Source organism: Berryella intestinalis, from assembly GCF_000814825.1.
Lineage (GTDB): Bacteria > Actinomycetota > Coriobacteriia > Coriobacteriales > Eggerthellaceae > Berryella > Berryella intestinalis.
In genome coordinates, this window is sequence record NZ_CP009302.1 from 519,582 (window position 1) to 540,141 (window position 20,560).

Consider the following 20,560-nt stretch of genomic DNA (forward strand, 5'->3'; position numbering starts at 1 on the left):
CATGCCCATCGGTCCCGCGCGTATGCCCTTGATGGAGCATCTGGGCGAGCTTCGCATGCGGTTGGTCCGCATCTTCGCCGTTTTGCTGGTTGCCGTCATCGTGTTCTACATGGCCACGCCGACGCTCATCCAGTTCCTCATGATCCCCATCGGGGATTCGGTGGGGATCGACCCGGCCACGGGGGCGGCGCAGCTCTACGTCCTCGACCCGTTCGAGGGTTTCTCCGTGCGCTTCCTGGTGTCGTTCTGGGCGTCCATCGTCGCGACGTCCCCGGTCATCCTCTGGCAGATCATCGCGTTTTTCCTCCCGGCCCTCAAGCCCAAGGAGCGCAAGTGGTTCATGCCCACCTTCGCGGCGGCCACGGCCCTGTTCATCTTCGGCACCATCTTCTGCTACCTGGTGATCCTGAGCCCCGCGTTCGACTGGCTGGTCGATCAGTCGGCCGGCGTCGGGCTGGTCCAGGCGCGCCTGTCGACCTACGTCGATATCATCATCAAGTTCGAGCTCGGGTTCGGCGTGGCCTTCGAGCTGCCCATCGTCATCTTCTACCTGGTCATCTTCGACGTCGTGCCGTACAAGAAGCTGCGCAACAGCTGGCGCTACGTATACGTCGGCCTGCTGACGTTCTCGGCGATCGTCACGCCGGACGCGAACCCCGTCACCATGGGGCTCATGTTCGCGGCGCTCATCGTCTTGTACGAGGCGTCTCTGATGTTCGCGCGGGTGGTCCTTGCGCGGCGCATCAAGCGGCAAAACGCCGAGCTCGCCGAAGAGGAGGCCGCCGAACGGGCGGCGGAAGGGTCCACCAAGAAAGCGGTCGTGAAGAAGAAGTAGCCGATCGCGCGATTCTGAGAACGGGGAGCCGCTTGGGGCGGCTCCTTCTCGTATAGAGGAGCGGACATGCACGAACTGGGGATCATGTCGGGCGTCCTGGATGCGGTGAACGCGTCGGCGGCGTCTGCGGGCGCGTTGAAGGTCACGAGGATCGATCTGTCCATCGGCGAGATGACCGAGGCCATCGACGATGCGCTGGAATTCGCCTTCGAGGCGCTGTCCGAAGGGACGCTGAGCGCCGGCGCCGAATTGGTGCTGCACAAAGTGTCTCCCAGAAGCGTATGCTTGGACTGTGGTGAGGAATTCGACCATGATCGCTTCCACCGGGCCTGCCCGAAGTGCGAGAGCTATTCGACCGACCTCGTGGCGGGGCGCGAGCTGCGCATCGACTCCATCGAGGTCGATCTGCCCGACGACGGGGAAGCGTAGGACGCGAAGCGTTTCGCGAAGGAGGAACCATGCAGATAGACCTGAAGCAACCGATCCTCGATAAGAACGACTCGCTTGCCGCCGAGCTGCGGCAGCGTTTCGACGAACACCACGTGTACGTGCTGAACCTGCTGGCCAGCCCAGGATCGGGCAAGACCTCGACCATCCTGGCCACTATCGACGCCCTGCGCGACGAGTTCAACATCGCGGTGATCGAGGGCGACATCGCCAGCAGCGTCGACGCCGAGAAGATCAAGAACCAGGGGATCCCCGCCGTCCAGATCAACACGGGGGGCGCCTGCCATCTGGAAAGCGCCATGCTCAAGCGCGCCATCGACGTGCTGGATCTTTCCCGCCTCGACCTCATTATCATCGAGAACGTGGGCAACCTGGTCTGTCCGACCGATTTCTACCTGGGGGAGAACAGCAAGGTCATGATCCTGTCGGTTCCCGAGGGACACGACAAGCCCTTGAAGTACCCGGGCGTGTTCCAGGCCTCCGACGCCGTGATCCTCAACAAGGTGGACACGCTTCCCGTGTTCGATTTCGACCGCGAGGCGTTCGAGGCCTCGGTGCGCGAGCTGAACCCGGCGGCCCCCATCTTCCCCATCGCCGCGACCAAGGGCGACGGGGTCGAGGAATGGGCCGAGTACCTGGCCGAGAAGATCCGCAACGTGTAGGTTCGAAGCGAAGGGGGCATCCGGTATGGATGTGCGGGACAAGTACGAGCGCTGCGTGGCGGCCCTGAGGGACTACGCCTGCCGGGCCGGGTTCTCCGAGGCGGTCATCGGTCTTTCCGGCGGCATCGACTCGAGCGTGGCCGCAGCCATGGCCCTCGACGCGTTCGGCGCGGACAACGTGCACGGCGTGCTGCTTCCCGGACCGTACTCGTCCGACCATTCCGTGTCCGATGCGCTCGAGCTGGCCCGGAATGCGGGCATCGAGGCGCAGACCCTTCCGATAACGGGCCCGTTCGAAGCGTTCTCCGACCTTCTGGCCGGTGCCTGCGGGGGCTCGCTTTCGGGGCTCGCGTTCGAGAACACCCAGGCGCGCTGCCGCATGGTGGTGCTCATGGCGCTGTCGAACCGCTACGGGTGGATGCTGGTGAACACCGGCAACAGAAGCGAGGCCCTCATGGGGTACTCGACCCTGTACGGCGACACTGCGGGGGCCTTCGCCCCTCTGGGCGGCTTGTACAAAACCGACGTGTACGCCGTCGGGCGCTACCGCAACCAGGTGGAGCTCGATTCGCGCGGTTGCCCGATCATTCCCGAGAACGTGTTTTCCAAGCCGCCGTCGGCCGAGCTTGCCGAAGGCCAGCGCGACGAGGACAGCCTGGGGCTTCCCTACGCGCAGCTCGACGCCTTCCTCGAGCGCGTCTACGAGCGCGGCGAGGCGCCCCGAAGCGCCGCCGAGGCCGAAGGAGTTGCCATCGACCAGGCAGGACAGCTGATTGAAAGGGTAGAGCGCAGCGCATTCAAGCGCGCATGCGAGCCGCCGTTTCCCGCCGATCGGTTCTACGATTAGCAAACGTATCGGTAGATTGCTAAAAATCGGTTGCGTTCGCAAGGCGGGATGCTATAGTAGCTGTTGTCTTAGCACTCGATTATTTTGAGTGCTAAGCCTTCGAGGCTCCGCCCTCGGGCGGGCCGCTCGGTTTTCGGTAGTACATCCATGAAAGGAAGGCGCTGAATATGAGTTTGAAGCCGCTGGGCGATCGCGTGATCGTCAAGGTAGACGAAGCTGAGGCTACCACTGCATCCGGCCTGTATCTGGCAAGCGAGGCCAAGGAAAAGCCCCAGACCGGTACGGTCATCGCTGTGGGCGAGGGCCGTTTCGACAACGACGGCAACCTCATCAAGGTTCCCGTTTCCGTGGGCGACAAGGTCATCTACGGCAAGTTCGGCGGCACCGAGGTTCATTACGGCGGCGAGGACGTCCTGATCCTGCGCGCAGACGATATCTACGCCATCTGCGAATAGCGTTTCGTCAGAACTGCGATCCGACTGAATCATTTCGAAAGGAACGATCAACATGGCAAAAGACATTCTGTTCGAGTCCGAGGCGCGCGGCTCCCTCGCGTCCGGCGTGAAGAAGCTCGCCGACACCGTCAAGGTGACGCTTGGCCCCAAGGGCCGCTACGTCGCCATCGAGAAGAGCTACGGCGCCCCCCTCATCACCAACGACGGCGTGACGGTTGCGCGCGAGATCGAGCTCGAGAACCCCGTTGAGAACATGGGCGCCCAGCTCATCCGCGAGGCTGCCGTGAAGACCAACGACGTCGCGGGCGACGGCACCACCACCGCCACCGTCCTGGCCGACGTCATCGTCAGCGAGGGCCTGCGCAACGTGACCGCCGGCGCCGATGCCCTGGGCATCCGCCGCGGCATCCAGAAGGCCACCAACGCCGTGGTCGAGGCCATCAAGGCCGACTCCACCGAGGTTTCCACCCAGGAGCAGATCGCCAACGTCGGCACCATTTCGGCGGGCGACGCCGAGATCGGCTCCAAGATCGCCGAGGCCATGAACGCGGTCGGCAAGGACGGCGCCATCTCCGTCGAGGAGAGCCAGACCTTCGGCATCGAGATGGACATCGTCGAGGGCATGCAGTACGAGCGCGGCTACATCTCCCCCTACATGGCCACCGACATGGAGCGCATGGAGGCCAACCTGAACGAGCCCTTCATCCTGCTGACCGACCAGAAGGTCAACAGCATCCAGGAGATCGTGCCCCTGCTCGAGAGCATCATGAAGTCCGGCCGCTCCCTGCTCATCGTCGCCGAAGACGTCGAGGGCGAGGCTCTGGCCACCCTGCTTCTGAACAAGCTGCGCGGCACCCTGAACGTCGCCGCCATCAAGGCCCCCGGCTTCGGCGATCGCCGCAAGCGCATCCTCGAGGACATCGCCGTCGTCACCGGCGGCCAGGTCATCGACAAGGACTTCGGCATGAGCCTGTCCGAGGCCACCATCGACATGCTGGGCACCGCCAAGTCCGTCAAGGTCACCAAGGAACGCACGCTCATCGTCGACGGCGCCGGCGACAAGAAGGCCATTCAGGACCGCATCGCCATCATCAAGTCCGACCTCACCCGCGCCGACTCCGACTTCGATCGCGAGAAGCTGCAGGAGCGCCTCGCCAAGCTGTCCGGCGGCGTGGCCGTCCTCAAGGTGGGCGCTGCGACCGAGCCCGAGCTCAAGGAGACCAAGAGCCGCATCGAGGATGCCCTTCAGGCCACCCGCGCCGCTGTCGAAGAGGGCATCGTCGCCGGTGGCGGCGTCGCCCTGGTCCACGCCCTTCCCGCGCTCGATGCCGTTCAGGCTGCCGACAAGGACGAGGAAGTGGGCGTGAACATCATCCGCAAGGCTCTCGAGGCCCCGATGCGCGCCATCGCCCAGAACGCCGGCTTCGAGGGAAGCGTCGTGGTCGAGCATGTGAAGGCCCTGCCCAAGGGTGAAGGCCTGAACTGCGCCAACGGCGAGTACGGCAACATGATCGAGATGGGCGTCAACGATCCTGTCAAGGTTACCCGCACCGCACTCGAGTCCGCCGCTTCCGTGGCTGCCCTCATCCTCATCACCGAGGCCACCGTCAACGAGATCCCCAAGGATCCCGAGCCGATGCCCGCTGCTCCCGGCGGCATGGGCGGTATGGGCGGCATGATGTAGGACACCGCAAGGCTCTTTCGCGACACGAAGCCGCGTCGGAAGCGATTCCGACGCGGCTTTTTCGCGTTCGGGCGCGCTGCGCTCAGAGCTGGATAATCGACGAGCCTCATTGACCAAAGCAAACGGCTCCGCTACCATAGCTACTTGCGCATTGCGACTTTGAGGGCCGTTAGCTCAGTTGGTAGAGCAGGGGACTTTTAATCCCAAGGTCGGGGGTTCGAGTCCCCCACGGCCCACCACCTTCCTTTCATCGGGCTGGTTTCGGTTGCACGGGGGTGTTTGCGGTCCGCAGCCGCATCGCCTGCATCCGAATGCGCGAAACTGGGCCATCGTCCAGCGGCAGGACTCTGGTTTTTGGTACCAGCTACCAAGGTTCGAATCCTTGTGGCCCAGCCAGAATCACCCATCCGCCCTTCGGGGCGGATTTTTTTGTGCCGCCGAGCCCTTCCCTCGGATTCCGCTCGATTTGATCTTGGTTTCAGGCCTCACCTATTTCAAGTGATCAGGCGAAACTACCAGCCTTTAGGCGATTTCATGTTCCGCTCGTTTCCGTAGAGTCTTTCCCGTCAGTGCGCTGCGAAGAAGCGGCCTCGTTGAAAGGGGAGGAAATGAAAGCAGGCGAACAGAGCGGGTTCAACGGATATGTGATCGGAGGCGGAACGGGACGCGCGGCCGGTTTCGACGAATCCAGCGAGCCCCGCACCGAGGCGCCGGGCCTGAGCCGTCGCGACCTGTTCAAGTTCAGCGGAATGACCGCTGTGGGAATGATGGGGGCGGCCGCGCTTGCGGGATGCGCTCCGAAAGGCAAGGGGTCGTCGAAGGCGGATAGCGAAACCGCCCGGAACGCCGCTTCGTGGAGGGATGCACCCGACCCGATCACCGACGTCGCTTCGGAGGCCGACTACGATCTGGTGGTCGTAGGCGCGGGCAACGGCGGCCTGGTCGCCGCCATGACGGCCCAGCAGAAGGGATTCAAGGTATGCGTTCTGGAGAAGTCGAGGATGATCGCGGCTGCGCGCGAGGCTATCGGAACGATAGGCTCCCGGTACTCCAAGGGGCACGAGGTCGATGTTCCCGAGCTTATGAACTTCGCGCGGAGGGTGCAGTCGGGCGATGTGAACATGGCGCTTTACAAGACCTGGGCCGAGAAGTCGGGCGAGTTCATGGACTGGCTGGGCGATCTCGAGGAACCGATGGGCATGACCTTTCCCTTCGAGTACCACGCACCCGATCCCTCGATCGCTCCCGAGGCGTATTACCCTCCGATGTGCGTGAACCCGGTGATGGGGGAGTTCAACCCGAACGGGCCGAACTACGGGGCCTACGTCCACCTCGAAGTGCTGCGCGATCTGTTCCTCGAAGCGGGAGGCGTCATCGAATACGAGACTCCGGCAAAGCAGTTGGTGCAGGACGAGTCGGGTAAGGTGAGCGGTGTTATCGCGCGCAACGCCGACAAGCAGCACGTTCGCTACAACGCGGCCAAAGGCGTGATCTTGTGCACGGGCGGCTACGGGGCGAACAAAGAGATGATGATGGATCTATGCCCCAATGCGTACACCTACTCCACGGCCACCGCGGCGACGACCGAGGAGGGCGACGGCATCCGCATGGCGCTTTGGGCCGGTGCGCAGCTGGAAGAGGGCGGCGGAGCGATGGTGTGGAACCGCGCCGTGGTCGGTGACGACTGCAAGCTGGGAGCCGATCTGAACAACGCGATGTTCCTTCCTGCCAGCCAGCCGTTCCTGCGCGTGAACGCCCGAGGCGAGCGCTTCATGAACGAGGATTCCACCTATCCCGAGATATTCGCTCAGGGCCAGTACCAGCCCGGTGGATACAGCTGGCAGGTGTTCGACTCGACGTACTGGGAAGACATCGTGCGGTTCGACACATGCGGCTGCTCGCGCCTGGCTCCCGCTCCCGACGGGTCGGCTTTCAACGCCGACGTCTACGATCTCGAGGCCCTCACGAAAGAGCATCTTGATTCGTTCTGGTTCGAACCCGTTTTGGCCGACGGCACGATGAAGAAGTGCGACACCCTCGAAGAGCTCGCCGACGCTATGGCGTTCGGAGAGCAGGAGAAGAAGACCTTCCTCGCTTCGGTGAAGCGCTACAACGAGCTGGTTTCGTCCGGCAAGGACCTTGATTTCGGGAAAGAGGCGTTTCGCTGCTCGACGGTCGACGAGGCTCCGTTCTACGCCATCCGCACGGCGGGAAACCTCCTCGTCACCATACACGGCGTGATCACGGATACGAACTCCCAACCGCTGCGCGCCGACGGGTCGGCGATCGAGGGGCTGTACGTGTGCGGAAACGACCAGGGAGGGTTCTACCCTCATAACTACCCCAGCATGTTCACGGGCATCAACGCCGGCCGGACCGCGACGTTCGCCCGCATCGCGGCGAAGCATGCGTGCGGCATCGCGTAAGCGCAACCGGCCGGAGCGCTTCCTCACATGAGGTCGAGCAATTCTTGGCGCGTGTGGACGCCGGACTTGGCGTAGATGTGCTTCACGTGAGTCGCGACGGTGTTCTTCGAGATGACGAGCTCGTCGCGGATATAAGGGACCGAACGGCCCTTCATCAGCAGCTCGAACACGGCTGTCTCGCGCTCGGTAAGCCCGAACGATCGGGCGAGCTGCAGGATCCTCTGCTCGCGCGGGTCTTCGAAGCCCTCGCGGCGGGAAGCGGCGTCTTGTTCGGAGTTTTGGCGATGCCCCTTGTCATCGGCGAGGGGCATCGCCGCGATCTGCGCAGGGGTGACGAAGCTGTCGTCCCGGCCGAGGAAGACCATGACCCCTGCAACCAGGACGACGATGGAGGCCAGGGCGAATGAGCGGCCACCGATCGGGTCGCTTGCGCTGACGGCCTCGAACGCCAGCAAGCCGACGAGGTCGCCCACGTGGATGAGGATCCATCCCACCCCATATGCCTGGATGGGAGTGGCGAGCCCCCGCTTCGCGAACCGTGCGAAATGCATCTGGGTGACCATGCAGAACGCGAAGCGGCACAAAAGCGCGATGGACGAGGCGATGAACAGCCCCGTCTCCGATGCGTCGAACGCGACCAGGGCAAGCGCGAGAACGACGAGCGGACTGGCCCAGCGACATAGGAAAACGATCGAGGTTTGCCGTGGACCGAACTGGGCCATAAGCCCCACCCCGATGACGAACAGCACTCCGATCGCTAAAACGGCCTGGAAGGACGGCGAGATCGTGTCGCTGCGCTCCCAGAAGCTGCCTGCGATGCAGACGAATACGGAAAGGTAGAGAAGCCCCCAACTGCCCTTCCACACGCGGGAAAGCGCCTCGAGCGGCTTCTCCTTGTTCGCAGCGATTGCCCGGGAGGGTGCTCCGTCGCACTTTCGCCCTGGTTCGGCTTCGCTCTGATCGAGCCATGAGAGCCTCAGCAGCCAACCCGAAACGAGGGGCAGGCTTGAAACGAGCCCCACGGCGGCCCAGCCGACCATGGCCGATACCCCCAGGGCGACGAGGATCGCCCCGGCGCAGGCGATGATCGAGGCCGACTCCGTAGTCTCCTGATCAAGATTGGCGTAGAGGGCGCCCCACGACACCCACATGAAACCGCTTCCGATCCCGCTTGCGATGCCTCCGACCAGGTACGACGCCCCATCGAGGGCCGCGTCTCCGGTCCGCAGGTACATAAGCGGGGTGAAAGCGCCGGTGACGCAGGCTGCGACGAAGGAAAGGCCCTTGCTCGATTCCATGTCGGAGCATCGGCGCTCGCCGGCGATCAGCGCGAGGATGGTGACGACGGCGAAAAGCACGGGGGCGATCGCGAAGGCCGCCCGCATCGCGAACCCTCCCAGGGGTTCGATGGCGGGCGAGGGGAGGGCGAGGGCGGTTATCCGCGTGTAGAACGTGCAGAACAGCCATGCGAGCAGCAGCCCCCATCCGATGTAGTGCAGAGGTATCCTCGTGCGCTTGCCCATTGCGGCCTTTCCTCCCGGTTCCGTTTCCGTCATTGTACGCGAACGCGCCCGAGTCGGTGCCGTCTCCCCGCCGGATTGCCGACCCGCCTCTTCCTCGCTTGGGTTGCGGGCTTCTTTTGAGGATCGTCCGGGAACGTGATGCGCATATGCGCAACGGTGCGGTTAAATGGAGCGGGTCGTTTTGCGGCCCTGTGCGGCGCATCGCCGGCGCCGTGACGGGTCCCTGCCAAAGAACGCGAGGTTGACATGCCCAAAGTAAGCATCATCGTTCCGGTGTACAACGCCGCGTCGGTGCTGGAGCGCTGCATCGACAGCATCCTCTGCCAGACGCTGGCCGATTTCGAACTGCTTCTCATAGACGACGGAAGCGAGGATTCGTCGCCGTTGATCTGCGACGATTACGCGAATCGCGATGCGCGCGTCAAGGTCGTGCACAAGCGCAACGCCGGGGTTTCCATGGCGCGCAACACCGCCCTCGACCTGGCTTGCGGCGATTACCTGCAGTTCGTCGATGCGGACGACTGGATCGCTCCCGACTGCACCCAGAATATGGTCGGGGCCATCGAGGAGAGCGGCTGCGATATGGTGATCGCCGATTTCTACCGCGTGGTGAACGAGTGGGCGGCGGTGAAGGGCAGCATTTCCGGCCAGGGACCGCTCACGCGCGAAGAGTACGGCGACTTGCTCTTGGAGAACCCGGCCGACTACTATTTCGGCGCCCTATGGAACAAGCTGTTCAGGAGGAGCGTCGTCGAGGAGTTCTCGCTGCGCATGGATCCCCAGCTCAGCTGGTGCGAGGATTTCATCTTCAACATGGAGTACGTGCTCCACGCATCAACCGTGTTCCCCCTGCATGCGCCGGGCTATTATTACGTCAAAACCGAGGGCAGCCTGGTGAGCCAGGGCATGAACGTCGCCGACGTGGTGCGTATGAAGCTCAACGTGGTTGAGTATTACCGCGACTTCTACCGCCGCCTCTACGACGAGCGCGACTACCGCGCCCGCAGGCTGGGCGTGTACCGGTTCCTGGTCGAATTCTCCCACGATGACGCGGCGATCCCGTTCGTGTCCGAGTCGAAGCGCCTCTCGCTGGACGAAGACGTGCCGGCCTCCGAAGGTCTGGGCAGGGCCGACTCGTTTTTCGGCCTGTGCCGCCAGCGCGTGCTGTTCGATCGGGCTCTGGAAGAGGTGGCGGGCGAGTTCGAGCTCGACGTGCGCGACGTCGAGCTGCTTTTGTACCTGCGCAACGCGGGGGAGCGGCGCAGCGTTCAGGAGGCCGCCGAGCTGCTGGGCCTGTCTCCCATAGCGATCGCAGCCTCGCTGCAGAAGCTCGTGGCGCGCAGGTTCGTCCCCATCGGGTCGGCGGAAAGCCTTTCCGATGTGGCCTCGAACCTCCAGCTGCCCTTGCGCGAGCAGATGATGACCCTGCTGGACGTGTCGCTCACCCCGCAGGCCGACGCTCTTCTGCGCAAGGTCGACCGCGTGTGCGGGCAGTTCGAGGCGATGCGCTCGTCGCGCCTGGATGCCGACGAGCGGGAGGTCTTCGAGCGGCTCGAGCGCAAAGTGTCCGAGGCGGTGGGCGAGGTGCTGGGCCGATGACGGTCGTGCGCATGAAAGATCTGTCCGACGGGGGTCTGCGCCTGTACTCGGGCATGACCGACGGCCAGCTCAAGCGCGGCGAGGGCCTGGGTCCCGGCTTGGGAAACGGGGCGTTCATCGCCGAGTCGCTCCGGGTGATCGAACGCGCGCTCGATGCGGGGGTGCGGCCCATCTCCCTGTTCGTGGAAGAGCATTGGTTCGAGCACGAGCGTCCCGTGATCGAGCGGGTCGAGGCCGACTACCCCGAAGCCACCGTGTACGTTGCCAGCAACGGGCAGTTCCGCGAGCTGACCGGCTACGAGGTGACGCGCGGGGCCCTTGCGGCCTTCGAGCGTCCGCCTTTGCCCGGCCTGGGCGAGGTTCTGGATGGCGCGCGCCGCGTCGCCATTCTCGAGGACGTGACCAACTACGCGAATATGGGGTCGCTGTTCCGCTCGGCGGCGGCGCTGGGAATCGATTCGGTGCTCGTCTCGCCCTCCTGCCATGATCCGTTCTACCGACGCTGCGCGCGGGTGAGCATGGGGGCGGTGTTCCAGGTGCCCTGGACGCGCATCGACGCCCCGCGCGAATGGGCGCCTTCGACCGTGCCGCTTCTGCACGATCTGGGGTTCACGGTGATGGCGATGGCCCTGCGCGACGGCGCGGTCCCCCTCGACGCATGCGTCGGGCAGGCAGGCGGGCGCGTGGCGCTGGTGCTGGGGACGGAAGGCGACGGGCTGTTCGAAAGCACGATCGAGGCGTGCGACCGCACGGTGATCATTCCCATGGCGCACGAGGTGGACTCGCTGAACGTGGCGGTTGCAGGGGCTATCGCGTTTTGGGAGCTGCGCCGATAAGAAGCGTTCGACGCGTTTTCCGGGTCCGCGTCGGGTTTTGTTGAGCAGACGCCCGATTGCGGGGGCGATGGCGTTTCGCCGCCCTGCTAAAATGAAGTCCTTCGTGCAGATTCCGCGGCTCGGCCGGTTTGCGGCGGCAGGGTCGCTTTTTCGGAAGGAACCCACGTGCTCAACGAGATCTACCACGCCCTCGATCCTATTGCCTTCAGCATCGGCCCTTTCGCGGTGCGATGGTACGGGCTGGCCTATATCCTGGGGTTCGCGTGCGCCGGTTTGGTGATCGCGCGTACCTCGAGGCGCTGGAAGCTGCGGATCGACGAGGATGCGCTGATCACCATCGTGTTCTGCGTTATCGTCGGCGTTATCGTCGGGGCCCGTCTGGGTTACGTGCTGTTCTACGGAGACGGCGACTATCTGAGAAACCCGCTTGAGATCCTGGCGCTCAACCACGGGGGCATGAGTTTTCACGGCGGGCTTCTGGGGGCCCTGGCGGCCGGTGCGGTGGCGGCAAGGCTTACGGGCATCCCGTACCTCACGCTGGCCGACCTCGGGGCGATCGCCGCTCCGATCGGCCTGTTCTTCGGACGTTGCGCGAACTTCATCAACGGCGAACTGTGGGGGGCGACAACCGATGCCCCCTGGGGCGTCAGCTTCGGCGGTGCCGCGGGAGACGTCATGCGCCATCCCACCCAGCTCTACGAGGCCACCCTCGAAGGGCTGCTGCTGTTCGCGCTGCTGTTCGCTCTGTCGCGCAAGACCCCGCCCCGTCCGCGCGGCACCTTCATCGGGGCGTTTCTCGTCGTGTACGGCATCGCGCGGTTCCTCGTCGAGTTCGTGCGCCAGCCCGACGTGCAGCTGGGCTACCTCTACGGCGGATGGCTCACCATGGGCCAGGTGCTTTCCGTGCCGCTTATCGTGGCAGGGGCGGTGGTGCTGGCGCTTTCCCTTGCCAAGAAGCTTCCGCAACAGGGGCTGCCGGCGGTTTGCGAAGGCGGTTCTTCGGATGCGCTCGCCGACGACGAGGCGCAGGGCGGCTCGGCGGCATAGCGGCCCGGCGGCGACCGTGCCGGGACGGATGCCGGCGCTCCCTTCGGCCCGGAAGGCAGGCGCCGTAGCGGCCTGGGAGCCGTGCTGCGTCGGGGCGGATGCAAAGCGTCTTCCCGGTCGCGGACCGCGGGCAGCGGATGCGCCCTCGATCGGGGCTTTTCGGCCAGCTGCCGATAAGCTTGTTAACCCTGCGTTAAATGGAGGGTAAGATCAGGGGGCCTGTAATCGGTCGGATATGATGGAAGGCCGCTCCCCGTCTCGCGGCGGGTCGCCGAACCCGCTGCTCCAAGCGATGTTTCGCCGAGTTTGCCCGCATGTGGAAAACCTTCGGGCAACGTGACCCTTCTGCAACGGAACGGCCGTGATCGGCAAGCGCCTCGCCGCGCGATGAGACCATAGGCGGAATCGATCCGACACGTTTTCTTGAGGGGGGAATGTGAGCAGGTTGTCAATATCTCCGCAGTCTGCCGCCGATGCGAAGCTGGAAAGCTACCTGCTTGACTTCCAGCGCCGCGTCGAGACTGCACCGCCGGGGATGTGCCCGGTTCATCTCCATCTGACCATGCTCGAATCGAGCGGGGCCCAGACGTGCGGCAAGTGCGTCCCGTGCCGCGACGGCATCCCGGCGCTGGCGCAGAAGGTCCGCTGTGTGGCCGAGTGCCGCGCCGACGCGTCGGACCTCGACGACATCCGCGCTCTGGCCGAGATGATCCGCGACACGTCCGACTGCGCGATCGGGTACAACGCTGCCGAAGCGTTCCTTCAGGGCATGGATACGTTCGCCGACGAGTACGCTTCGCACGTCGAGCGGGGGTGCTGCGGTCCGCGCATCGAGCAGAAGGTCCCGTGCGAGGCCCTCTGTCCCGCCCATGTGAACGTTCCCGGCTACATCGCGCTGGTCGCCGAAGGCGACAACGCCGGCGCGGTGAACATGGTTCGCAAGGACAACCCGTTCCCGACGGCATGCGCCCTGGTGTGCGAGCATCCTTGCGAGATCCGCTGCCGCAGGCGCATCATCGACGCCCCCATCAACATCCGCGGCATCAAGAAGTACGCGGTTGACAACGCCCCGTGCGACACCGTTCCCACGCCTCCGCAAAACGTTCCCACGGGCAAGCGCGTGGCCGTCATCGGCGGCGGTCCCGGTGGAATGACCTGCGCCTACTTTTCCGCGCTCATGGGGCACAGCGTGACGGTGTTCGAAGGCCGCAAGCAGCTGGGCGGCATGATGCGCTACGGGATCCCCGCGTACCGCTTCCCGCGAGAGCGCCTGGACGAAGACATCCGCGGCATTCTGGCTTTGAGGGACATCGAGGTCGAGTACGAGCATCCGGTCGACGCAGCGGAGATGCGCCGCATCGCCGACGAGTTCGACGCCGTGTTCGTCGCCATCGGCGCCCAGGTGGGCAAAACGCTCGACCTTCCCGGCATCGACGCGCAGGGCGTTTCGTCGGCCGTCGCCATGCTGGAGCGCATCGGGGACGGCGACTACCCCGACTACACGGGCAAGCGCGTGGCCGTTATCGGCGGCGGCAACGTTGCGATGGACTGCGCGCGCACCGCCGTGCGCTGCGGCGCCTCCGAGGTGTCGGTGGTGTACCGGCGCCGCCGGGAGGATATGACGGCGCTCGAGGCCGAGGTCGAGGCCGCGGCGAACGAGGGCGTGGAGCTCATGATGCTCGAAGCCCCGCTCGAGATCGAGGTCGACGCGCAGGGCCGCTGCACAGCACTTGTCACGCAGCCCCAGATGATAAGCCTGGTTCGCGGCGGGCGCCCCGCGCCGGTGAACGCGAACAGGCCGGCCAACCGCATCGAGGCCGACGTCATCTTGGTTGCAGTCGGACAGGATATCGTCAGCGCTCCTTTCGAGGAGTTCGGCATGACCGCCAACCGCGGCCGCCTGACGGCCGACGAGTTCCTCGTCGCAACGGGGCTCGAGGGCGTGTTCGTCGGCGGCGACTGCCAGACCGGCCCGGCCACCATCATCAAGGCGATCGGCGCCGGCAAGGTGGCTGCGCGCAACATCGACCACTACCTGGGCTACAACCATACGCTCGACCCGGGCGTGACGGCTCCCGAAGCCAAGCCGAACGATCGGCGCCCCACCGGCCGGGTGAACATCGCCGAGCGCCCCGCGCGCGAGCGCAAGCGCGATTTCGAGGGGGTCGAGCTGGAGATCTCGCGCGAAGAGGTGCTGCAGGAATGCGGCCGCTGCCTTCGCTGCGATCATTTCGGATGCGGGACGCAGAAGGGAGGTCGTATCCAATATGTGTAAGGTCACGATCGACGGGATCGACGTCGAGGTCGCCGAGGGCTCCACGATTCTCGAAGCCGTCCCTCTGGCGCGCGCGTTCGTTCCGACGCTGTGCTTTCTGAAGGGCCTGAACAACCTCGGTTCGTGCCGCATATGCTCGGTTGCGGTCGAGGGGCGGGCGAACCTGGTCCCCGCCTGCAACACCAAGGTCGCAGACGGTATGGTCATCGACACGAAGTCCGAGCGCGTGCAGCGCTACCGCCGCATGGCCATGGAGCTCATCTTGGCCGAGTACCGGCCCGACCCGCTGCGCGATCCCGATAACGTGGGTCAGACCCAGCTCGAGCGCGTGGCGAAGATGGTGGGGGCCGATACGGCGCGCATCAGCGAGCCCTATCCCCACTCCGTGCGCGAGCCTCTGGTCGACAGCAACCCGTTCCTGTCCTTCGATCCCAACATCTGCATCCGCTGCCAGCGATGCGTCGCGGCCTGCAACGAAGGTGCGCACAACCACATCCTGGGCACCGTGCATCGCGGGACCCGGGCAACCATCGACGCGCCGTTCGGGCCCGATTGGAACGTCAGCACCTGCGAATCGTGCGGCTGCTGCGCGGCTGCGTGCCCGACGGGGGCGATTTCCCAGAAGCGCACCCGCGACTACACGATGAAGGGCGCCAAGCGCGTGCGGACCACGTGCCCGCACTGCGCGGTGGGCTGCCAGTTCAACTTCATCGTGAAAGACGGCAAGATCGTCGATACCGAAGCGCTCGACGGACCTTCCAACAGAGGTTTTCTGTGCGTGAAGGGTCGTTCTGCCAGCTTCGACTTCGTCACCTCGCCCGATCGCGTGTCCACGCCTCTGATCAAGAACCGCGAAACCGGCGAGTTCGAGTCCGCCACATGGGACGAGGCGCTCGACCTGGTCGCAACCAAGATGACGCGCATCCGGGACGAGTTCGGAGGGGACGCCATCGCATCGTTTGCGTGCTCGCGCTCGACCAACGAAGACGTGTACATGCTGCAGAAGATGACGCGCACGGTGTTCAAGACGAACAACGTCGACAGTTGCGCCCGGGTTTGACACGCCCCCACCGTTGCCGGTCTGGCAACCACACTCGGTTCGGGCGCTATGACGAACTCCATTTCCGATATCACGACGAACGCCGAAGTCATCATGATGGTCGGCACCAACGTCGAAGAGGCGCATCCCGTGTTCGGCATGCAGGTGCGCGGCGCGGTCGAACGCGGTGCGCGGCTGATCGTGGTCGATCCGCGCAGCATCGAGCTGGCCTCGAAGGCCGACGTCCACCTCAAACTGCGCCCGGGCACCAATGTCGCGTTCGCCAACGGCATGACCCATCTGCTGATCCGCGAGGGATTGGCAGACGAGGCGTTCATCTCCGAGCGCACCGAGAACTTCGAAGAGCTGAAGGAGGTCGTTGCGGACTACACGCCCGAGCGCGTGGCGGAGATCTGCGGAATCGATGCGGACGACCTGGTGCAGGCGGCGCGCCTGTACGGCAGCGTCGATAGGGCCGCCATTATGTACTGCCTGGGCGTTACGGAGCATTCCACCGGCACCGCGGGCGTGGTGTCGCTGTCGAACCTGGCCATGGCGGCCGGCAAGATCGGCCGGCCGGGGTGCGGCGTGAACCCGGTGCGCGGGCAGAACAACGTCCAGGGAGCCTGCGACATGGGCGCCAACCCGGGCGACTTCCCGGGGTACCAGAAGTTCTCGACGCCGGGCGTGTTCGAGAAGTTCGAGGAGGCCTGGGGGGTGGAGCTCAACCGCAAGCAGGGGCGCTTCGCCACCGAAGAGTTCCCTGCGGCGATCTCGGGCGAGCTCAAGGCCATGTACATCATGGGCGAGGACCCCGTGCGAACCGACCCGGACACCCACCACGTGATCAAGGCCCTCCAGTCCCTCGATTTCCTGGTGGTGCAGGAGCTGTTCATCACCGAGACGGCCAAATACGCCGACGTCATCCTCCCCGGCCGCAGCTATGCCGAGAAGGAGGGCACGTTCACCAACACCGAGCGCCGCATCCAGCGCGTGCGCAAGGCAGTCGAGGTCGAAGGGGACAGCCGCTTAGACACCGATATCATCACCGACCTCATGAACCGCATGGGGTATCCTCAGCCGTATCTGACGGCGGCCGAGATCATGGACGAGATCGCTTCGGTCGACCCGCATTATGCGGGCGTGTCCCACGAGCGTCTCGACAGCCGCGCGCATCGCAACGACGGGCTGCAGTGGCCGTGCACGTCGCCCGAGCACGAGGGAACGCCGTACCTGCACAAGGGCGCATTCACGCGCGGATTGGGCCTGTTCAAGCCCGAGCGGTACCAGCCTTCGGTCGAGCTGCCCGACGACGAGTACCCGCTTGTCCTCACGACGGGGCGCGTGCTGCATCAGTACAACGCCTGCGCCATGACCGGGCGCACCGAGGGTATCGAGCAGATCGGCAACACGTCGTTTATCGAGATGAACGACGCCGACGCGGACCGGCTGGGGATCGGCGACGGCGACCGGGTGGCCGTCTCGTCGCGTCGCGGGCGCATCGAATCGACGGCGCGCGTGTCAGGCAAGACGAATCCCGGCCAGACCTGGATGCCCTTCCACTTCCAGGACGGCAACGCCAACTGGCTGACCATCGCAGCGCTCGATTCGGTTGCCAAGGCGCCCGAATACAAGGTGTGCGCCGTCAAGGTGGAGAAGCTGGCGGTATAGATCCTACGCGGGGCGGCAGTCGGGAGAATCGGCTGCCGCCCTGTTTTTCAGCAGGGTGCCCACCAGCTTCCTGTAATCCTTCGCCCAGCTGCTGCTCTTCAGGAAGACGGCCAGCAGGGGATGCGATAGCCGGAAGCCCTCGCCGCCGACTTCGCGGATGGATCCCCGGGCGATCTGCTCGGAAACGAGGTCCCGGTACATCAGCGAAACGCCCTTCCCGCGTTCGAGCAGCCGGATGATCGTCGTTTGGTCGCCGATCTCGACGACGCGCTTGAAATCCTGTATCCGGTAGCCGTTGCCCGCAAGCCAGCTTTCCAGGATGGCCCGCGTCCCCGACCCTTTCTCGCGCACGAACAGGGGCATGCTCAGCATCTGCCGGATGCTTTCGGGCTCGTCCTCGCTCGCTCCCATCACGGTGCGAAGCTCGGCGACGCCCAGGTCTACGAATCCGAACGCCGACCGGTCGACATTGCCTTCGACCAGCGCGAAATCGATGTCGCCCGCCCCGATGCGCCGCAGCAGCGACTCGGTGTTCGACACCTGGACGGTGAAGCGCCTTTTCTCCCTCATGAGGCCGACGAGGAGGTCGGGGAGAAGGAACTGGCTGATGGAGAGCGTTGCACCGATGTGCAGAGGCGTTTCGGCCCTTTCGCGCAGACCCTCCACGAACTTGCAGCCGTCGATGGACAGGCGCGCGTAGTACCCGACGAGATCGCGGCCGGCGCGGGTGAGCTCGATCGTCCTCCCCCCGCGTTCGACCAGAGGTATTCCCAGGTCGCCTTCAAGGGACCTGATCTGCTGAGAGACGGCCGGCTGGCTGATGAACAGCTGCTGCGCCGCCGCGGTGTACGACCCGGTTCGGGCTACGTTAAGAAGCGTTTCGAGACGATAGTCGAACAGCGGGTTCATAGCTCTCCTATAAATAATAATTTGCATAACCTCGTTTATCTTAATATTAATTTATGGATTTGGCGTGCTAGGGTTGCAGGTGAAGGAGATGGTGAAGTGAAGAAGACGATTCTGTCGCCAAGGTTTCTGGCGGCATGCCTTGCAACGTTGGCCTGCTCGTGCCTGGGGGCGTTTCTTGCGGGGCTCCCGTATCTGTCCATCGTCGGAGCCCTGGTTCTGTCGCTGGTATTGGGCATGGCGTTTCAGACGTGGCGCAGGGCGGTGGATTACGCCAGCAGCGGGATCGGCTTCATTTCGAACAAGTTCCTCAGGCTCGGCATCATCCTTTTGGGCTTCAAGCTGAACCTCGCGATGCTGGCCGAGGCGGGGGTCAAATCGATGGCCCTGTCCTGCTTGGTGGTATCGCTCACCGTCCTCGTCGCCTACAACATCGCACGCCGCCTCGGCGTGGGGCGCCGATTGGCCATCCTCACCGCATCGGGTACGGGGATCTGCGGGGCTGCGGCCGTCATGGGCATCGCGTCGCAGGTGGCCGACGGGGACGAGAACACGAAGCGCTTCGCCGAGGACAAGGTGGTCGCGGTTGCCATCGTCGCGTTGCTGGGGACCCTGTTCACGCTGATCGAAGTGTTGGCGTATCCGCTGATCGGGATGAATCCGCATCAGTTCGGCGTGCTTGCCGGCGGATCCCTGCACGAGATCGCGCACGCGGTTGCGGCGGGCAGCGCGGCCGGTCCGGACGGCTTGGACGTCGCGATCGTCGCCAAGCTCTCCCGCGTGCTGCTGCTGGTTCCCGTCGCCCTCATCGTGGGCGTGTGGTACCGCAGGAAGGAAGGGGTCGGCGATGCGTCCGGGCGTCGGGTGCCCGTTCCCTGGTTCATGCTGGGCTTCGTTGCGACCAGCATCGTGGGGACGTTCGTCCCCCTGGGGCAGGAGATGCTGGATTTCCTCGTGAGGCTGAGCTATCTGGTGCTCGGGATGGCGATGGCCGCTTTGGGCATGTCGGTGAATTTCAAGGCCCTGTTCTCGCGCGGCCGCAACGCGTTCGTTGCCGCGCTGGTCACATCGTTCGGGTTGTTTGCGTTCGTTCTGTTCGCTGCGAAGACCTTCTTTTAAAACGCCCCGCCGCGTGCCGGGCGCCCATCTTCGCGAAATCAGATCAGGCAGAATCCCACTGCCGACACGAGGAGCGCGAGGGCAAGGGCGGCGGCTACGTCGCGGATGAAATGGACCCCTCCTAAAACGCGCGCCGCGGCCACGGCGACGGTTGCGGCGCAGGCGGCAGCGCCCCAGGCGGGATCGATCCACGCGATTGCGCAGGCGATGACGGCCGCGCTGAACACATGGCGGCTGGGAAGCGACTTGCCGGCCGTCTTCTTCTCGATAAGCGGCTCGACGTCGAACAGCTCGTAGGGCCTCGGCGCGTTCAGCGCGGCGCGGATCGCGGTGCAGATCGCCAACCCGGCAGCGGGGACGAGGGCGAACCGCATCCAACGGCCGTCTCCTCCCAGCAGCATGCGGCACAGCTCGAACGCATAGCCGCCGGCGATGAGGCACACGAGGCCCTTGTCCAGCAGGTTGAGGGCCCGTCCTGCGCGGGGGATGCGCCTTAGGGCGCTCGATATGTCGCGGTAGAATCGTTCGTACATAGAACCCATGATACATGAGCGTCCCTGCGGCGCCTTCGCTGCATCCGCGAAGGTTCGTCGTATGGAGGCGCGATGCGCCATCGGCTTTCGACGGCGGATGTGTTATCATGCATGAGCTTGTCTTCGACTTGGTCGGAAACCAAGTCCTCGAAAAGGAGAACCCATATGAAACCTGATATCCATCCCGAGTACGTCGAGTGCACCGTCACGTGCAGCTGCGGCAACACGTTCAAGACTCGCGCCACCAAGCCCGAGATCCGTGTTGAGATCTGCAACGCGTGCCACCCGTTCTACACCGGTCAGCAGAAGTTCGTCGACACCGGCGGACGCGTCCAGCGCTTCGCCGACAAGTTCGGCTCTGCCAAGGACACCGTCGCCGCTCGCGAGGAAGAGCGCAAGGCCAAGCGCGCCGCCGAGGTGGCCGCTGCCGAGGAGAAGCGCAAGGCCGAGCGCGAGGCGAAGGCCGCCGAGAAGGCCAAGCGCGCCGAGGAGTTCGCTAAGAAGGCCGCTGCCGAAGCCGAGAAGGCTGCCGCTGAGGCCGAGAAGGCCGCTGCCGAGGCTCCCGCCGAGGCCGAAGCCGCCGAGGTTGCAGAGACGGTCGAGGAGACCGCTGCTCCCGAGTCCGCCGAGTAATCCGACTCAACTCGCTTCATAGG

The 20,560-nt window shown here is 64.7% G+C and carries 17 protein-coding genes and 2 tRNA genes; 16 read left to right on the forward strand and 3 right to left on the reverse strand.

Translation table 11 applies throughout. The annotated features are described in order from the left end of the window. Position 1: 1 nt before the first annotated feature. The 9 genes from tatC (at position 2) to JI75_RS02160 (ending at position 7,356) form a co-directional block, all read left to right on the forward strand. Positions 2-835 carry a twin-arginine translocase subunit TatC gene (tatC, locus tag JI75_RS02120; RefSeq protein WP_039688376.1) on the forward strand — a complete coding sequence of 278 codons (834 nt, stop codon included), beginning with the start codon at positions 2-4 and terminating at the stop codon, positions 833-835. Positions 836-901: 66 nt separating this feature from the next. Next, positions 902-1,264, forward strand: a complete 363-nt coding sequence (gene hypA / locus JI75_RS02125; RefSeq protein ID WP_039688378.1) for a hydrogenase maturation nickel metallochaperone HypA — start codon at positions 902-904, stop codon at positions 1,262-1,264. A gap of 29 nt (positions 1,265-1,293) precedes the next feature. Next, positions 1,294-1,944, forward strand: coding sequence for a hydrogenase nickel incorporation protein HypB (gene hypB / locus JI75_RS02130; protein ID WP_039688380.1), 651 nt, complete (start codon positions 1,294-1,296; stop codon positions 1,942-1,944). Positions 1,945-1,969: 25 nt separating this feature from the next. Then, complete coding sequence (gene nadE, locus JI75_RS02135) at positions 1,970-2,791, forward strand: NAD(+) synthase (RefSeq protein WP_039688382.1); 822 nt, start codon at positions 1,970-1,972, stop codon at positions 2,789-2,791. Between the two features lie 167 nt (positions 2,792-2,958). After that, entirely contained in the window at positions 2,959-3,246 is a 288-nt protein-coding gene (locus JI75_RS02140; RefSeq protein ID WP_039688385.1) for a co-chaperone GroES, read from the forward strand. A 52-nt stretch (positions 3,247-3,298) separates the two neighbouring features. After that, the gene (gene groL / locus JI75_RS02145; protein WP_039688387.1) at positions 3,299-4,930 is read left to right on the forward strand and encodes a chaperonin GroEL; all 1,632 of its coding nucleotides are present in this window, start codon (positions 3,299-3,301) and stop codon (positions 4,928-4,930) included. 163 nt (positions 4,931-5,093) lie between these two features. Continuing rightward, positions 5,094-5,169 (forward strand) — tRNA-Lys (locus JI75_RS02150). An 83-nt stretch (positions 5,170-5,252) separates the two neighbouring features. Next, a tRNA-Gln gene (locus tag JI75_RS02155) sits at positions 5,253-5,326 on the forward strand. A 212-nt stretch (positions 5,327-5,538) separates the two neighbouring features. Beyond that, positions 5,539-7,356, forward strand: a complete 1,818-nt coding sequence (locus tag JI75_RS02160; RefSeq protein WP_082019712.1) for an FAD-dependent oxidoreductase — start codon at positions 5,539-5,541, stop codon at positions 7,354-7,356. 23 nt (positions 7,357-7,379) lie between these two features. Here JI75_RS02160 and JI75_RS02165 read toward each other — a convergent pair whose 3' ends face one another. Further along, positions 7,380-8,879, reverse strand: coding sequence for a helix-turn-helix transcriptional regulator (locus JI75_RS02165; RefSeq protein WP_039688390.1), 1,500 nt, complete (start codon positions 8,877-8,879; stop codon positions 7,380-7,382). Between the two features lie 246 nt (positions 8,880-9,125). On the opposite strand from JI75_RS02165, the gene JI75_RS02170 reads away from it, so the two are divergent. The 5 genes from JI75_RS02170 (at position 9,126) to fdhF (ending at position 17,346) form a co-directional block, all read left to right on the forward strand. Then, positions 9,126-10,478: a glycosyltransferase family 2 protein gene (locus JI75_RS02170; protein ID WP_039688391.1), complete on the forward strand. Its 1,353-nt coding sequence runs from the start codon at positions 9,126-9,128 to the stop codon at positions 10,476-10,478. Beyond that, positions 10,475-11,314 (forward strand): TrmH family RNA methyltransferase, encoded by an 840-nt coding sequence (locus JI75_RS02175; RefSeq protein WP_039688393.1) that lies wholly within the window; start codon positions 10,475-10,477, stop codon positions 11,312-11,314. Before JI75_RS02170 ends, JI75_RS02175 begins: the two co-directional genes overlap by 4 nt. Positions 11,315-11,479: 165 nt before the next feature. Continuing rightward, positions 11,480-12,361, forward strand: coding sequence for a prolipoprotein diacylglyceryl transferase (gene lgt, locus JI75_RS02180; RefSeq protein WP_052241518.1), 882 nt, complete (start codon positions 11,480-11,482; stop codon positions 12,359-12,361). A 436-nt stretch (positions 12,362-12,797) separates the two neighbouring features. Continuing rightward, on the forward strand, positions 12,798-14,636 hold the full coding sequence (locus JI75_RS02185; protein WP_039688395.1) for an NAD(P)-binding protein: 1,839 nt from the start codon (positions 12,798-12,800) through the stop codon (positions 14,634-14,636). Next, entirely contained in the window at positions 14,629-17,346 is a 2,718-nt protein-coding gene (fdhF, locus tag JI75_RS02190; protein ID WP_082019714.1) for a formate dehydrogenase subunit alpha, read from the forward strand. Before JI75_RS02185 ends, fdhF begins: the two co-directional genes overlap by 8 nt. Positions 17,347-17,349: 3 nt before the next feature. Here the strand turns inward: fdhF and JI75_RS02195 are convergent, their stop codons facing one another. Then, entirely contained in the window at positions 17,350-18,255 is a 906-nt protein-coding gene (locus tag JI75_RS02195; RefSeq protein ID WP_052241519.1) for a LysR family transcriptional regulator, read from the reverse strand. A 96-nt stretch (positions 18,256-18,351) separates the two neighbouring features. Between JI75_RS02195 and JI75_RS02200 the strand changes: the two genes are divergently transcribed. Next, positions 18,352-19,371, forward strand: a complete 1,020-nt coding sequence (locus tag JI75_RS02200) for a YeiH family protein (RefSeq protein WP_039688397.1) — start codon at positions 18,352-18,354, stop codon at positions 19,369-19,371. A 38-nt stretch (positions 19,372-19,409) separates the two neighbouring features. On the opposite strand, the gene JI75_RS02205 is transcribed toward JI75_RS02200, so the two are convergent. Beyond that, a complete protein-coding gene (locus tag JI75_RS02205; protein WP_039688399.1) occupies positions 19,410-19,904 on the reverse strand; it encodes a phosphatase PAP2 family protein in 495 nt (164 codons plus the stop codon). Positions 19,905-20,069: 165 nt separating this feature from the next. On the opposite strand from JI75_RS02205, the gene rpmE reads away from it, so the two are divergent. Further along, positions 20,070-20,537, forward strand: coding sequence for a 50S ribosomal protein L31 (gene rpmE / locus JI75_RS02210; protein WP_039688401.1), 468 nt, complete (start codon positions 20,070-20,072; stop codon positions 20,535-20,537). The last annotated feature ends 23 nt before the right edge of the window (positions 20,538-20,560 follow it).